Below are 14,703 nucleotides of genomic sequence, written 5' to 3'. Positions count from 1 at the left end.
AGGCCGGTTATTTGTATTACATCGCGTAGGAATGAAGCCCAGCAATGATTAAGTTAACACCAATTAAGTTAAACAAGATGATCGCAAAACCAACAAGCGTGAGCCATGCAGATCTCTCGCCTTCCCATCCTTTAGAAAGACGGAGATGAAGATATCCTGCATAGAATAACCATGTGATAAACGCCCATACTTCTTTTGGATCCCATGCCCAGAATCTTGACCAGGCTAACTGAGCCCAAATGGCTGCAAAGATAAGTCCACCAAGGGTGAAAACCGGGAAACCAATTGTTACTGCTCGATACCCAATTTCATCTACCATATCCAGATTCACCTTAGCCACAGCAGGTTTTAACGCTTTTCCGATTGGTTTTCTAATGATAACTCTTAATAATAGATATAAAATTGCTCCGCCAAGTAGGGACCAAATAACTGTGTTCAGCTTTACAGTATTAATCCATGGAGAAAGATTTACAAGGGAATCCATTCTATTTTCCGTCAATAATTCCCCTTCATTAGGTCCGACAATTGGATATAAGTTATATACCACTTGTTCTTGTGCGCCTTCTTTATTGATGTAATTGAACTGTGCCTCATAATCAACTGCGCCAAAACCAATGGAGATGAATATAAACCCTAGGAAAGAAATTAACACATAAAGGGTAAATTCAACCCAGAAAGGCTTCTTACCTTTTTTACTATAATCTACCACTTTTACCAAATAAATTAAACCTGCTGCAAAACTGACAGACAGAATAGCTATGCCCAGTGCTACCGTTGATACGTGAATCGCCAGCCAATGACTTTGCAATGCAGGTATCAGTGGAGAAATATCGCTTGGAAACATTGCTGCATATGCAATCAACAGCAATGCTATTGGAAGGGTGAAAACTCCCAGTGTACTAGTTTTATATATGAAATAAATGACGATAAAAGCTAACACCATCATCATACCGAAGAAAGTTGTAAATTCAAATAGATTACTTACAGGTGCATGTCCACCTGCAATCCATCGGGTAATAAAATAGCCTAGTTGAGCTATAAAACCTAGAATTGTTATGAAGATCCCTATTTTCGCGGCTCTGTTTCCTTGCTTACCGCGAATGGCTCCACCGAAGAAGGCTGTTCCAATCAGATAGAGAATAAATGCAGTGTATAACAAATTACCACTTAGCTGAGCCATTTTTAAGCCTCCTCTTTCTTTTCTATCTTTTGTTCCTGCGCTTTTTCGGCTTCCACTTGATCGACAGGAATGGAAATAGAAGTATGTTCTAACGCTTTATTAATTTCATTTTTTAATCCAAACCAGTTCTTGTTCGTATGACCTGCAAGCATAATTTCATTACCGTTCCTTCTAATCCATACACGACGGTGATTCCAATACATTCCTTGAATGACACCAATCATAAAGATCGCTCCGCCTGCGCCAAGAATCCATAATGTGAGGTCTTTTCGAACAGTCAATCCAGATACATTGCGCGTTTCTACGCCGGCAAATGTCATCTTATTCTGGTTTGTCCCATTAGGTTCAATGTTTTGTCGTATTGCTACGAGTGCAATTTCCCCTTCAGGTGTTTCAGGGGTAACCATTCTGAAAACAAATGCAGGATTATTAGGCACCCTTGTTTTGGTTGCTGGTTCTCCACCTTCTAAAGTGAAGTCAGGAAAGTAATTTACCAGTTCCACAGAAACACCTTCACCAAGATCATATGTTTCTTGCGGATTTAGCAAGTCCACTTTTATTGTACCAAAGCTCTCCTCAGAATCCTTGTTTTCTACATTGAACGACATGCTCTTAAATTCATTCAATTTATAGTCTACTTGATAAAGAGCATAGTTGTCATGCTTCAACGGCTGGTTCACTTGAACAGCATGCTCTTTTACTTTTTCTAATTCTGGTTCAGCCCCGAGGATGTACTCCCCCTTACGCTCATATAATACCGCGTTTGTTTGGAAATTACTCGCAATGGCATCTTCCCCCGCTCTGGAAATAGCGGAATTAAATATTTCGTCCGATGATTCACTATTATATGTTTCATAAATAAAACCTTCGTTTTTCAAGTAGTATTGACCACCTGTGCCGGGAATAAGTTCAGTTTCCCCTTCACGAACCCAAACTGTTTCATCTACATACATACCTGGGAAAAATCGTAGCATCGCACCAATAAGGAAAATGATGATACCAATATGATTTACATATGGACCCCATCTGGAGAATCGATTTTTCTCTGCAAGAATATTGCCATCTTCTTCTCTGACGTTAAATTTTCGTTTTAGTAAACCTTGCTTAGCTTTTTCAATTTCTGCGCTTGGTTCTTCGTCCACCACCGTCGTTCCATAAACCCTTTGGCGTTTCATGAAGCTCTCATGCCTTGTCACCCTTTGTGTTTTCAAGGATTTATGTAAAGGGATAAATCGGTCTAAACTGGCAATGACTAAGGAAATACCTAAGGCAGCGATTAAAAGCATGTACCACCAAGATCCATATAAATCATGGAAACCTAACGCGTAATACAACTCTCCTGGAAACCCGTATTCTTGCTCGTAATACATTTCCGCAGGGATTGCCTGATTGATATAATCTTTTTGAGGAAAAATGGTTCCGATGGAAGAGGCAACCAGAATAATGAAGATAATCCAGATACCAACTTTAACGGATGAAAAGAAGTTCCATACTTTATCTATTATCGTTTTGTTATAGGTTTGTGAACGCCTAGCACTACCTTCATAACGCATATCCAAAAGTTTTTCTTTACTTTGATCATTTTCCGTTGGTTTTCCGCACGCTTCACAAAGTATGGTACCCTCTGGATTTATGTGTCCACATTCACATTTTATTTCACTCATACGTAAAACTCCCTATTATTTAGGTTTGATCATTTCCATGAATTCTTTAACTCTTTCCTCTGTTAATTCACCTGAATGCTTCATTACGACCTTGCCGTTCTCATCCAGAAGAATAGTAGTCGGTAATGGTAGAATTCCATAGGCCTGTCTTACTTGGTCACGTTTATCCATTGGGATGGGAAAGGTTAATCCATGGCGATCTCTGAACTTCTCGACTGCGAGGTTCGTTTCTCTAATATTAACTGCAATTACTTCTACGCCCTGTTCTTGAAAGGCTTGATATTGATTTTCCATATATGGCATTTCTCGTTCGCATGGCTTACACCATGTTCCCCAGAAGTTAAGAAATACACCTTTACCACGGTAATCGGAAAGCATTACTTCATTGCCTTCAAGATCAGTAAGTACAAAATTTGGTGCCTCATCTCCCACGTCCACAATCTCTTTGGACTGAAAGAAGTTTGTATACATGGTATATCCGATTGCGAGTAAAAGAAGCAGTAGTATGCTTGTCCGCATCAGTAAGCGTTTCTTTTTATTCATATACATACTCTCCTAAAACTGAGACATTTCATCCTAGTTATTATAACATTTACTACTTTTTGCATAGATAATAGAATATGAAGGTTTTGTGACCGAAAAACAAAGGTTCCCAAACACAGGAGCCAGACACAAACAAAAGCGGAAGCTGCCTTATAAGCTTCCTCCGCTTTTGCTAGTATAACTATTATTTCTTCGGTTTTGTTGCCATCACACGAAGCTGTTTCACTTCATGGGGAGTCAACTCTCTTGCTTCCCCTGCAGACAGTCCATGCAAGTTCAGGAAACCATAACGTTCCCTTTTTAATTTCATGACCGGATGGCCGATTGCTTCAAACATACGGCGAACCTGTCTGTTACGACCTTCATGAATGCTAATTTCAAAGATAGAGGTGTTCTTCGTTCTCTCCATAGAAAGTAGCTTAATGCGAGCAGGTGCGGTTTTACCGTCTTCAAGCTTTATTCCTCTTTCCAAGCTTTTAATCGCTTCTCTTGAAGGAATGCCTTTAAGTTTTGCAACATAGACCTTTTCCACTTCTGATGCGGGGTGCATAAGCACATTTGCGAACTCACCGTCATTGGTCATCAATAATAAACCGGAAGTATCATAGTCTAATCTACCAACAGGATAGATGCGCTCCTCAATGTATGGAAAGAAATCTGTCGCTACTTTTCTGCCTTTGTCGTCACTTACACTAGAGATAACGCCTCTTGGTTTGTATAGTAAGAAGTAGACTGGTTTCTCGCGTTCAACAGGAATTCCCTCTACTTCAATTTTATCATTTGGGTTAACTTTTACCCCTAATTCTTTTACTACTTTATCATTAACTCTTACTTTACCTTCTTTTATCAATTCTTCTGCTTTTCTTCTTGACGCAATCCCTGCGTGTGCAATTACCTTTTGTAACCGTTCCATATCTTTCACCTCATTCAACATCTTACCCGACTTTCACAATAAAAGCCAAGATTTCTCTACTTCTAGCATTCCCAATGTTTGCAAACTCTAATTATACCTGTTGTTGTTTGTAAAAAGAAAGAGGAAATAATGGATAACCGGATTTGGCGCAGTATAATAAGAAAAACCGAGCAAAAATTGCTTGGTTCCAATTTTAGTTGCTAGGATATGCACCGCTGTTGATTTCCGCAAACGGCTTCGCTTTCCTAGGGGCGCTGCTGGAGCCTCCTCGGCTTCGCCTGTGGGGTCTCCACCTAGCGCTATCTCCCTCAGGAGTCTTCGCCTTTTGCTCCAATCAACAGCTATAAATTACGCTAAGATTAGTTATTCGTTTCCCAATAGCTCAGTTAGATAGCTTATTTAACTTAAGTTGAATGAAAACACTTTGTTGATTGGAGTGGAAGGCGCGCAGACGCCCGCGGGAGGAAGGGACAGGTGAGACCCCGGAAGGCGTAGCCTGAGGAGGCTCACGGACCGCCCGCAGGCAAGCGAAGCGCCTGGAACGCAAAGCAACAGTTTCATCACAAATAATAAAAACGCCGAGATTTTTCTCGACGTTAGTTTACATGGCAAAAAATATTGTAACTACCAGAATAGATACAACTATTCCGACTACATCAGCCAACAATCCTACTTTTAAAGCATCTCCCATTTTCTTGATACCTACTGCCCCAAAATATACCGTAATGACATACAGAGTGGTATCTGTACTTCCTTGGAGTACCGAAGCTAGCCTCCCCATAAAGGAATCCGGTCCATAGGTAGCTATCATATCTGTCGTCATTCCAAGTGCTGCCGTGCCTGAGATGGGCCTGATAATGGATAGGGGGACAATTTCGGCGGGAACACCTATTGCCTGCATAGCGGGTCTGACAAACTCTACGAGAAAGTCTAAGGCGCCTGAAGCCCTGAAGATTGAGATGGCAACCAGCATTCCTACCAAAAAAGGAATGATAGATATTGCTATCTTAATGCCTTCTTTTCCGCCTTCTACAAACGTCTCGTATGTGGGCACTTTCTTAAACGTTGCGTATAAGAGAATGAAACCAATAATGAGAGGTATCATCCATAACGATATGAGTGAAATGAGTTGCATGGACTACCTCCTTTTTGCCCTACGCCGGTAATAGAATAAACGGTCTATAGTAATGGCAGCGATGGTGGAGCAAAGGGTGGCAACAAGGGTGGGACCTACTATTTCTGTCGGGGAAGCAGATCCATAATTCATCCTGATCGCAATGACAGTTGTTGGAATCAGGGTAAGGCTTGATGTATTGATTGCGAGAAATGTAATCATGGAGCGGCTTGCTTCTATTTTTCCTCCGTTCAATTCCCTCAGTTGTTCCATCGCTTTAATTCCCATGGGAGTCGCAGCATTACCCAGGCCAAACATGTTTGCAATCATATTAGATAGCATATAACCCATTGCAGGGTGATCTGGAGGAACTTCTGGAAAAACCCTGCGTACCACGGGTTTAAAGAGAGAAGCTAACTTTTCAAGAAGTCCCGCTTCCTGTGCAATTCGCATTAATCCAAGCCAGAACACTAGTATACTGATAAAACCGATGCAAATCGTTACCGCTTCCTTTGCACCAGTAAATATCGCCTCGTTCACTTTATCCATCGTTCCATTAATCATCGCGAACAAGATTCCGATAATTGTCATGGCCACCCAGATAATGTTTACCATGTAATCTTTCCTGCCATGATGAAAAAGATATCCTTAAAGATACTCCAGAAACCGCCTTCCTTCTCCTGTTTCCGCTCAAAATAGATTGGCGTTTCCACTACAGCCTCATCGTGGACAATTAAGGTATATTCCCCCACCACTTCCGGTACATTCCCTTCGTCTTTCCAATCCTTTTTCGGCGTTTCCAGTGTCACTTTAATTCGTACATTTTCTCTTTCCTTTTGCGTCATTGGAAACTTAATATCACGAGAGAGTGAGACTTTTCCTTTATAAAAATCGTCTTTCACATTGTCTAATTCACCCTTTTCCGCTATATCATATAATTTGTAGTCGACAAATGCCCGATTGAACATATAGATATGATCTTTCCAATCATCCGGACCATTCAATGTTACGGCAATTACATCTAAACCTTCTTTAGAAGCTGTGGTGATAAGGGTTCGCTTTGCCCGCTTTGTATAACCTGTTTTCCCCCCTGTTGCGTATTGGTACATCCCTGTTACCAAGCGGTGTTTATTGGTCCAACTCCTGTCCCATGATTCACCAGGGGCAGCGGGTGCTCTGTAGACCTTTGTGCCTGCTACCTCTTTAAATTTATCATTTTCCATGGCATACCTAGTCAATAGCGCCATGTCGTATGCAGAAGAGTAGTGGTTCTCATGGTCATCTAAGCCGTGTGGATTGGCGAACTCTGTGTTGGTCATCCCAAGTTCTGCCGCCTTTTCATTCATCATGAAAACAAAGCCTTCCAAACTTCCGCCAACATGTTCAGCTATTGCAACCGCAGAATCGTTTCCAGACCGGAGCATCAAACCATATACTAGATGTTCGAGTTTGATTTTTTCCCCTGGTTTCAAGTATAGGGATGAGCCTTCTGCACGAACGGCCTTTTCACTAACCTTTACAATCTCATCCAGTTTTCCAGATTCAATTGCCAAGATAGCAGTCATCACCTTGGTGATACTGGCAATCCTCTGTTTGTCATGTGCATCCTTTTCGTAAATGATCCTGCCGCTTTCTTGTTCAATCAAGACAGCATTTCTAGCACTGACCCCTACTTGTTCTGCATGTACATTATGCGGAATGCATATGGAGAAAATCAGCAGCGAAACTAGCGCAATGCTGAACATTTTTCTTATTAGAGACATCCAATCCCATCCCTTATCTATTTTTGTACAAGTTTATGCGGAACCTGTCCTAGAATATGAATGGTTTTTATGTCGAATGGATGGAAAGGAAAAAGAGAGGCATGGGCCTCCCTCTCTCATCAGTATGGTTTCCACTTCAATCTAGATGCTTCTTGGTAGCGCTTTTCAACGTCTTTCCAATTAACAAGATTCCACCACTTATCAATATAATCTTTACGGTTATTTTTATATTGAAGATAATAAGCATGCTCCCAAACATCTAAGCCAAGTAAGGGGATGGTATCCCATTGAGTAAACAGCTGCTGCTTTTCTGTTTGCAAAATTTCCAAGCGGTGTGCACGTGGAGACCAAACAAGCAAAGCCCACCCGACACCTTCTACTTTATCAGCAGCTTCTGAAAAATGTTTTTTAAATTTCTCATAACTTCCAAAGTCCTGGACTATCTGCTGCATTAATCTTCCACTTGGCTGACCTCCACCATTAGGTGACATGTTATCCCAGAACATCGTGTGCAAATAATGGCCGGATCCGTGAAAAGCCGCTTCCCGTTCCCAGTGCTTGATAAGATCAAAGTCACCTGTTTCGCGGGCTTCTAGCATTTTCATTTCTGCTTTATTTAATCCGTCCACATAACTTTTATGATGCTTTTGGTGGTGCAGCTCCATTATCTCCCTTGAAATGTATGGTTCAAGGGCGTTATACGGATATGGCAGTGGTGGAAGGGTATGCTGGCCGATCGGCACCCTTCCATTATTCACTCGTCTGCTTGAAACATTGCGCATCTCTTCCGCTGCTTCTTCCACACACCTTTTAATATCTAGTATGTCAGACTCGTAAATATACTGTTGGTCTTGTGCAAATTGCACTCTCTTTAGAATCCCTCTTATCTCAGGTAGCCAACTGTTGCGAGAATCTTCTTTGCTACCTTGGTTGGATGTCAATATTTCCAAGCACCAGTCTTCTACATCGCTTAAAAACTGCTTAAAAACAAGTTGATTTTGTTTGATCATCCTCACCCTCCCCTGCACTCGTCGTTTTATTGTATGCAGCATCTGGGCGTTATGGAACAACAGATGAGTAGTGGAAGATAAACAAAAAACACCAACCCAAATGAACGGGCTAGTGTTGTCGTATCAATTGCTTTGCATCATTTTGGTTCGGTAGTCTGTTTCATAATACTCCAACTCTTCACGAACTGCTTGGAAGTCGCCCTCCAAACCACGAATCACCATTTTTAATGATTCTGGAGGTGCCTCATGGAACTGGATAGAATTTTTCCCCGTATAAGCAGATCGACTGTCCTCATACCAGGCATCGTTTCTTGGAGCAAAGAACTCTTCGATACATTGATGGTAAATATTATATAAAACTTTTTCAGCAGCTGACTTTCTAAACGGTTCACTTTTCAGGATAACTTGACAAGCATTCAACCCTTCGTCACAGAATACAGCAAGTCGACGAGTATTTAATAAAAGAAGTTCTACATATTCCTGTTTTGTAGAAGACTCTTCCATTAATGTGGAAAGTGTAGCTTCATTCAAGAACGCATTCAATTGATGTACTGTATTTCCTAAAAAGCTCTCAACCTGTTCTGTTTGTGATTTTACAATTGTATTTGCCATTGAAAAATGACCCTCCAAGTATTAGTTTTTTCTAATTGTCAGTTTCTACTACGATACGTTTCTAAAGTTAAAAGTAGTACTAGCAATGCTAGAAGTACTCCTAGCTTGGCCTCTTATGAAGAAGGTTGCGCTAGAAATTGAAGTGGCGAGGAAAGTTTATAGGTACCTTGATTGTGAAGGCCTTCAAAGATCTCTCTTACTTTTGGGATATCCACTCCCTCAAAATAACCCGCAAGCTCCTCTGGCGTATTAATATAGATTCGTTTTCTTTGACGAAAACTTGGGTTTTTAATTAAACAAGTAATGGCTACCAAATCTTTAAAGGTAATGTTCTTTTCACCAATCTCGAAAATAGGATCTGTCTGTCCACTCAGAGTTGGGATGTACTCCGAAAAGTTTTCATCATAATACCGAATATACAGCACATATAATGTTTTGTCTTGCCCATCATCTTCAAACGTCACTTCAGAGCGATTGAAAAAATCCTCAGAAGTGTTGGGTTGTGCCTTTTCTAATTCATACCCTCTACAATTTATTATACGCATACAACAGTCACTCCTACCTGCTAATCTGTCATAGGGGCTTTTCTATTAATAGCCTCCCATACTACTATTTTACCATAAGAGAAATAAATAGTCTTAAGATTCAAATGTTTCTTGAAACTTTTCAAAGAACAGATCGGCTTCTTCATCCATTTCTTCCATATTTACAGATAGCGGCGGCAGTTCTTTGATATCTTTTAGCCCGAAATAATCCAAGAATTCCTTGGTAGTTCCATAAAGAATGGCTCTTCCTGTACCTTCAGCCCTGCCAACTTCTTTCACTAACGCCTTTGCTGCCAATGTTTGCAGCGGCCTTTCACTTTTCACACCACGAATACTCTCTACTTCCGTCCGCGTAATCGGCTGCTTATATGCAACAATCGCTAATGTTTCGAGTGCTGCCTGTGAAAGTGTTTGGGAAGAAGGCGATTCCACCAGTTTTTTCAGATAGACAGAATGCTCTTTTTTAGTAGTCAATTGATACGTTCCTGCAAGTTCTATGAGGGTAATTCCCCTCTCCTTCTTTTGATAACCTTTTTTCAACTCTTCTAAAATATCCATTGCGACATGTTCCTCGACTTCTAGAACATTTGTAAGTTCCTTAAGCGTAAGGCCTTCGTCTCCTGCTGCAAAAAGGAGGCTTTCTACAATCGCTTTCCAATTAATAATAGCCACTTTCTTCGTTTTCTCCTTCCTTATAAGACACATATATATCCGAGAAATTGTTATCCTGTTCCAAAAGAATACTATTCTTTTTCAAAAGCTCAAGTATCGCCAAAAATGTCACCACAATATACTCTTTGCTTGATTCTGGGAATAGCTCATAAAAATGCTTGCGTCCCTTGTATTGACGCAAATCTCGGATCAGTTCTTCCATTCTCTTCTCTATCGGAATCTCCTGGCGTGTAATCCTCGTTTGCACCGGTTTCTGTATTTTTTTCCTACGCATTAGTTTCTGCAATGCACCGAGCATATCATATAAGGAAACATCAAGTTTCACTTCTTCTGGCTTTACTTCCTTCATGAGCCCACTCAAATCACTTGGAGGCTTCGTGAAAAGATGGCTTCGTTCTTCTTCCATTTCTTTTAAATCATCCGCCGCCTCTTTATATTTTCTATACTCAATTAGTCGATTCATTAATTCTTCGCGAGGATCCTCTTCAAATTCGGTAAATTCATCTTCCTCGTCTAAGATTTCCTCATCATGTTTCGGAAGCAGCATTTTGCTTTTAATTTCAATAAGGGTCGCCGCCATGACAAGATACTCACTTGCAACATCTAACTGAAGTTCTTTCATCGTATGTATGTATAATAAGTATTGCTCGGTAATTTGAGCAACGGGTATATCATATATATCAATTTCCAACCTGTTAATTAAATGTAATAATAAATCCAAAGGGCCTTCAAAGGCCTCTACTTTCACATTGTATTCCTGCACAATCATTCATCCACCTAACATAAACATCAAACTATACAATAGTATAGAGTATTGTAGCAAGATTTTATAGGGTTTTCATGATTATGTTAAAATATTATTAGAATTGTATTAAGGAGGAAATCCTTTGTATCCAAAAGCTTACCTGAATTATTTATATCATTTTCATTGTGATAGAGATTATTTTGAATGCCATGAAGTACTAGAAGAATATTGGAAAGAAAAAGATACGGGTGAGCGCGAAGTTCATTGGGTCGGCCTTATCCAAATTGCTGTGGGACTTTACCACCATCGCAGGGGAAACTTCAAGGGATCCCTGCGCATGCTTCAAAATGCCTGTCGGATTATTGGCAAAGAGTCGGCAGCGATTGAGGCATTAGGGCTTGATAGTGCGCGATTGCTTAAATCGCTTGAAGAGCGGATTGTATGTGTGACTAAACAAGAACCCTATGCGAGTATGAATTTGCCGATAATAGATCCTGATTTGCAGCTTTCTTGTGAAGCTCTGGCTCAGAGCGCGAGTAAGGTTTGGGGGGCAGCCAGTGATTTATTTGACGATTCATTAATGAACAGGCATACACTAAGAGATCGGTCTGACGTGATTGAGGAAAGGCAGAGGCAGCTGAAATTGCGGAGGAAGGGGTAGAGCGTAAGAAGGAATGAACATGAGCCAGAGGTGGTCGTGTCGGAATTTGACTGTTGTTGTCGAACAGCATGTATTTGGTCCATTTCGGCTCGTATTTTCATTTTTTGGACAGTATTTGCTCTAGTTCCGCTCGTATTTTATTTCATCGGACTTTCCGGACCTGTATGATAGACAAAAAAACACCTCCACAACACAAAAACGACGTGCTTTCACAAAGAAAGCCGTCGTTTTTCTCATATATGCAGTTATTCACTGCATTCATTTTCATTTAAATCACATTTTTCAATAAATGCAGTAGTATATTGGGTTGTTTTGACTGCTTTGTTTGGATAAGTTTGCGTGAGCGCTACAACCATTCTTTTACCAAATCCTTGCCCACGGTGGGAAGGGATGACACTGATATGTTGAATGGTGAAGCTTTCCTCTTCCAACTCGATACCAATCAATCCGATAATATCGTCTTCCTTCCAAAGGAAAAGCTGCCAGTTTTCTTTCTCTTCGTAGTCTCTCATCGATTGCTGTAATTTCTTCAGCTCTTTTTCAGTTGGCATAAAGGACATAAGACCCATAGCAATTTTCTCAAAGCTCTTCTTATAACGAATTAACATAAATTACCCCTCATTATCGAAAAAACTTTCATAAGTATAACTACAAGTAGTATAGGAAATTAGATGAAAAATGTTCCTATTTGAAAGATTTTCTTACTCTTACGTATACATTCTATCCAAACAAAGCTTTAAAGTACACCTTTTTAAAATAAATCTTAAAATTCGCGTAATAAATTGGCCATCTCAATGGCAGCCGCAGCAGCTTCCCAGCCTTTGTTACCAGCTTTTGTTCCTGCTCTTTCGATAGCCTGTTCAATGGTTTCGGTTGTAAGTACACCAAAGATTACCGGAATACCCGATTGCATGGAAGCTTGAGATACTCCTTTTGCCGCTTCGTTACATACATAGTCAAAGTGAGGTGTAGATCCGCGAATAACTGTCCCAAGGGTAATTACTGCATCGTACTTACCAGAGTCGGCCATTCTTTTTGCAACCAATGGGATTTCGAATGCACCAGGTACCCATGCTACGTCCACTTGTTCTTCTTCTACCCCGTGTCTTTTAAGTGCGTCTTGTGCTCCGCCTAGAAGCTTGCTTGTGATGAATTCATTGAATCTGCCTACTACGATTCCTACTTTAAGTCCTGTTCCAACTAAATTACCTTCAAATACTTTCGCCATGTTTAGTTCCTCCTAATTAATATATATTTATTAACCGTTGTTACTTTCCGCAAAATGCTTCGCTTTCCGCGGGGCGGCCTTGAGCCTCCTCACTTCGTTTAGGGGTCTCAACATTGCCGCTACTCCCCCGCTGAAGTCTCCGCATTTTGCTCCAAGTAACAACCTGCGTACTGGATTAATTAAAAATGCAACATATGCCCTAATTTTGAATGTTTGGTTTTTAAGTAACTTTCATTTGCTTCTTTGGTTGGCATCTGGAGTGGTACGCGGTCTACTACCTCTAATTCATAGCCCTTCAATCCTGCAATCTTTCGAGGATTGTTAGTTAGAAGTTTCATTTTAGATACTCCAAGGTCTCGTAAAATTTGCGCTCCAATACCGTAATCCCGCAGGTCCGCTCCAAAGCCGAGCTTCTCGTTAGCTTCGACCGTGTCGTACCCTTCTTCTTGCAACTTATAAGCACGCATCTTATTTAACAAGCCGATGCCTCTTCCTTCTTGTCTCATATAAAGAAGCACACCATTGCCTTCCTTCTCAATTTGTGCAAGTGCCGCATGAAGTTGCGGGCCGCAATCACATCGATTGGAACCAAATACATCCCCCGTCAAACATTCAGAGTGAACACGGACAAGTGTTGGAGATTCAGGATCAATATCTCCTTTTACCAATGCAATATGTTCTTTTCCATCTACAACGTTTGAATAGCCTACAGCACGGAAATCACCGAATTCAGTTGGAAGTTTAATTTCAACTTCCCTTTGAACCAACTTGTCTTTTCGATTACGGTACTGAATCATATCTTTAATGGTAATCATTTTTAGATCAAATTTGTCGGCAATTTTTCTTAGTTCGGGTACACGCGCCATGGAGCCATCTTCGTTCATAATTTCACAGATAACACCTGCTGGATAGGAGCCGCTCATTAACGCCAAGTCTACTGCTGCCTCTGTATGACCTGCTCTTCTTAACACCCCGCCCCTTTTAGCAACAAGCGGGAAAATATGCCCTGGACGTTTAAAGTCTCCTGCTTTAGATGCAGGTGACAAGAGTTCCAGTATGGTAGTGGAACGTTCAAATGCAGAAATGCCGGTTGTGGTGGACTTATGATCAATACTGACAGTAAAGGCCGTTCCATGGGAATCCGTATTGTGATTCACCATTGGAACAAGGTCCAACTTCTCAGCCAGCTCTTCTTGAACAGGAACACAAATCAGTCCACGACCGTGCGTTGCCATAAAATTCACAACAGCAGGTGTTGCCTTTTCAGCTAAAGCAACGAAATCTCCCTCGTTCTCTCGGTCTTCATCATCACAAACAATGATAACTTTCCCTTGTTGTAAATCTTCCAATGCTTCTTCTATCGAATTAAATAATTCACTCATCTTTCTCACCCACCTTATTTAAATCCATGCTCTTCTAAAAATGATTCAGACATACTAGGTTTACTTGAAGGAGTTCTATTCTGCTGCTTTAATAGATGTTCCATATATTTTGCCAACATGTCCACTTCAATATTGACAAGATCACCTTTCCCTTTTCCCCCAAGGATCGTTTCATTTAAAGTGTGGGGAATGAGGGAAATAGTAAAGTTGTTTTCTGACACTCCGAAAATGGTCAGGCTTGTACCATCAACTGTTACCGAACCTTTAAGCATGAAATATCGTGAAATAGTATCCTCTGCAGTTATGGTATAGTAGACCGCGTTGCCCATTCTTTTTTTATCTTGAATGGTCCCTATTCCGTCCACATGCCCACTGACAAAGTGCCCACCAAATCTCCCATTCGCAATCATTGCTCTTTCTAGGTTCACCTTAGAGCCCGCATTTAATGTCTTAAGCGAGGTTGCACGTATCGTTTCAGGCATTACATCTACTGTAAAACGGTTTGAAGTAAACGTTGTGACAGTAAGGCAGACACCATTGACTGCTATACTGTCTCCCAATTTTACATCCTCTAAAACTTTCTCAGCTTCGATTTCTAGGATAATTGCTTGATCGCCTCGAATGATTTGTTTAATCGTTCCTATCTCTTCAATGATTCCTGTAAACAAGAG

17 protein-coding genes are annotated in these 14,703 nt (G+C 40.7%); 1 reads left to right on the top strand and 16 read right to left on the bottom strand.

What is annotated here, in order from left to right; translation table 11 throughout:
• Positions 1-16: 16 nt before the first annotated feature.
• From ccsB to M313_RS0109075, 12 genes are all read right to left on the bottom strand, one after another.
• The gene (ccsB, locus tag M313_RS0109130) at positions 17-1,180 is read right to left on the bottom strand and encodes a c-type cytochrome biogenesis protein CcsB (RefSeq protein WP_010194454.1); all 1,164 of its coding nucleotides are present in this window, start codon (positions 1,178-1,180) and stop codon (positions 17-19) included.
• A gap of 2 nt (positions 1,181-1,182) precedes the next feature.
• Positions 1,183-2,844, bottom strand: coding sequence for a cytochrome c biogenesis protein ResB (gene resB, locus M313_RS0109125; RefSeq protein WP_010194452.1), 1,662 nt, complete (start codon positions 2,842-2,844; stop codon positions 1,183-1,185).
• 15 nt (positions 2,845-2,859) lie between these two features.
• Positions 2,860-3,387 (bottom strand): thiol-disulfide oxidoreductase ResA, encoded by a 528-nt coding sequence (gene resA, locus M313_RS0109120; RefSeq protein ID WP_010194450.1) that lies wholly within the window; start codon positions 3,385-3,387, stop codon positions 2,860-2,862.
• 184 nt (positions 3,388-3,571) lie between these two features.
• Positions 3,572-4,300 (bottom strand): pseudouridine synthase, encoded by a 729-nt coding sequence (locus M313_RS0109115; protein ID WP_010194448.1) that lies wholly within the window; start codon positions 4,298-4,300, stop codon positions 3,572-3,574.
• A 601-nt stretch (positions 4,301-4,901) separates the two neighbouring features.
• A complete protein-coding gene (locus tag M313_RS0109110) occupies positions 4,902-5,435 on the bottom strand; it encodes a spore maturation protein (protein WP_010194445.1) in 534 nt (177 codons plus the stop codon).
• Positions 5,436-5,438: 3 nt separating this feature from the next.
• The gene (locus M313_RS0109105) at positions 5,439-6,029 is read right to left on the bottom strand and encodes a nucleoside recognition domain-containing protein (protein WP_010194443.1); all 591 of its coding nucleotides are present in this window, start codon (positions 6,027-6,029) and stop codon (positions 5,439-5,441) included.
• Complete coding sequence (locus M313_RS0109100; protein ID WP_010194441.1) at positions 6,023-7,177, bottom strand: D-alanyl-D-alanine carboxypeptidase family protein; 1,155 nt, start codon at positions 7,175-7,177, stop codon at positions 6,023-6,025. Before M313_RS0109100 ends, M313_RS0109105 begins: the two co-directional genes overlap by 7 nt.
• A gap of 119 nt (positions 7,178-7,296) precedes the next feature.
• Positions 7,297-8,187 (bottom strand): superoxide dismutase, encoded by an 891-nt coding sequence (locus tag M313_RS0109095; RefSeq protein ID WP_010194439.1) that lies wholly within the window; start codon positions 8,185-8,187, stop codon positions 7,297-7,299.
• A 123-nt stretch (positions 8,188-8,310) separates the two neighbouring features.
• Entirely contained in the window at positions 8,311-8,799 is a 489-nt protein-coding gene (locus tag M313_RS0109090; protein WP_010194437.1) for a YpuI family protein, read from the bottom strand.
• Positions 8,800-8,912: 113 nt separating this feature from the next.
• Positions 8,913-9,344: a hypothetical protein gene (locus M313_RS0109085; RefSeq protein ID WP_010194435.1), complete on the bottom strand. Its 432-nt coding sequence runs from the start codon at positions 9,342-9,344 to the stop codon at positions 8,913-8,915.
• A 93-nt stretch (positions 9,345-9,437) separates the two neighbouring features.
• Complete coding sequence (gene scpB, locus M313_RS0109080) at positions 9,438-10,016, bottom strand: SMC-Scp complex subunit ScpB (RefSeq protein ID WP_010194434.1); 579 nt, start codon at positions 10,014-10,016, stop codon at positions 9,438-9,440.
• Positions 10,003-10,785, bottom strand: coding sequence for a segregation/condensation protein A (locus M313_RS0109075; RefSeq protein ID WP_010194432.1), 783 nt, complete (start codon positions 10,783-10,785; stop codon positions 10,003-10,005). The genes scpB and M313_RS0109075 overlap by 14 nt, the downstream gene beginning before the upstream one ends.
• 118 nt (positions 10,786-10,903) lie before the next feature.
• On the opposite strand from M313_RS0109075, the gene M313_RS0109070 reads away from it, so the two are divergent.
• Positions 10,904-11,422 carry a DUF309 domain-containing protein gene (locus M313_RS0109070; RefSeq protein WP_010194430.1) on the top strand — a complete coding sequence of 173 codons (519 nt, stop codon included), beginning with the start codon at positions 10,904-10,906 and terminating at the stop codon, positions 11,420-11,422.
• Positions 11,423-11,667: 245 nt separating this feature from the next.
• Here the strand turns inward: M313_RS0109070 and M313_RS0109065 are convergent, their stop codons facing one another.
• The 4 genes from M313_RS0109065 to ribE form a co-directional block, all read right to left on the bottom strand.
• Positions 11,668-12,030, bottom strand: a complete 363-nt coding sequence (locus tag M313_RS0109065) for a GNAT family N-acetyltransferase (protein ID WP_010194428.1) — start codon at positions 12,028-12,030, stop codon at positions 11,668-11,670.
• 155 nt (positions 12,031-12,185) lie between these two features.
• Positions 12,186-12,650, bottom strand: a complete 465-nt coding sequence (ribH, locus tag M313_RS0109060) for a 6,7-dimethyl-8-ribityllumazine synthase (protein WP_010194425.1) — start codon at positions 12,648-12,650, stop codon at positions 12,186-12,188.
• 179 nt (positions 12,651-12,829) lie between these two features.
• On the bottom strand, positions 12,830-14,032 hold the full coding sequence (locus M313_RS0109055) for a bifunctional 3,4-dihydroxy-2-butanone-4-phosphate synthase/GTP cyclohydrolase II (protein ID WP_010194422.1): 1,203 nt from the start codon (positions 14,030-14,032) through the stop codon (positions 12,830-12,832).
• 14 nt (positions 14,033-14,046) lie between these two features.
• Entirely contained in the window at positions 14,047-14,700 is a 654-nt protein-coding gene (gene ribE, locus M313_RS0109050; RefSeq protein ID WP_010194420.1) for a riboflavin synthase, read from the bottom strand.
• Between the last annotated feature and the right edge of the window lie 3 nt (positions 14,701-14,703).

Origin of the sequence: Bacillus sp. m3-13, from assembly GCF_000175075.1 — a bacterium.
GTDB classification, from domain to species: Bacteria; Bacillota; Bacilli; order Bacillales; family Bacillaceae_I; genus Sutcliffiella_A; species Sutcliffiella_A horikoshii_C.
Note: the sequence above shows the minus strand (reverse complement) of the source record. Positions and strands in the feature narration are given on the sequence as shown.

Coding starts and splice junctions, on each gene's coding strand:
- M313_RS0109065 (WP_010194428.1), bottom strand. CDS start 12,030: ATGTTAATTCGTTATAAGAAGAGCTTTGAGAAAATTGCTATGGGTCTT.
- M313_RS0109085 (WP_010194435.1), bottom strand. CDS start 9,344: ATGCGTATAATAAATTGTAGAGGGTATGAATTAGAAAAGGCACAACCC.
- M313_RS0109090 (WP_010194437.1), bottom strand. CDS start 8,799: ATGGCAAATACAATTGTAAAATCACAAACAGAACAGGTTGAGAGCTTT.
- M313_RS0109115 (WP_010194448.1), bottom strand. CDS start 4,300: ATGGAACGGTTACAAAAGGTAATTGCACACGCAGGGATTGCGTCAAGA.
- M313_RS0109055 (WP_010194422.1), bottom strand. CDS start 14,032: ATGAGTGAATTATTTAATTCGATAGAAGAAGCATTGGAAGATTTACAA.
- ccsB (WP_010194454.1), bottom strand. CDS start 1,180: ATGGCTCAGCTAAGTGGTAATTTGTTATACACTGCATTTATTCTCTAT.
- M313_RS0109105 (WP_010194443.1), bottom strand. CDS start 6,029: ATGGTAAACATTATCTGGGTGGCCATGACAATTATCGGAATCTTGTTC.
- ribH (WP_010194425.1), bottom strand. CDS start 12,650: ATGGCGAAAGTATTTGAAGGTAATTTAGTTGGAACAGGACTTAAAGTA.
- M313_RS0109095 (WP_010194439.1), bottom strand. CDS start 8,187: ATGATCAAACAAAATCAACTTGTTTTTAAGCAGTTTTTAAGCGATGTA.
- M313_RS0109075 (WP_010194432.1), bottom strand. CDS start 10,785: ATGATTGTGCAGGAATACAATGTGAAAGTAGAGGCCTTTGAAGGCCCT.
- resA (WP_010194450.1), bottom strand. CDS start 3,387: ATGAATAAAAAGAAACGCTTACTGATGCGGACAAGCATACTACTGCTT.
- M313_RS0109110 (WP_010194445.1), bottom strand. CDS start 5,435: ATGCAACTCATTTCACTCATATCGTTATGGATGATACCTCTCATTATT.
- resB (WP_010194452.1), bottom strand. CDS start 2,844: ATGAGTGAAATAAAATGTGAATGTGGACACATAAATCCAGAGGGTACC.
- M313_RS0109100 (WP_010194441.1), bottom strand. CDS start 7,177: ATGTCTCTAATAAGAAAAATGTTCAGCATTGCGCTAGTTTCGCTGCTG.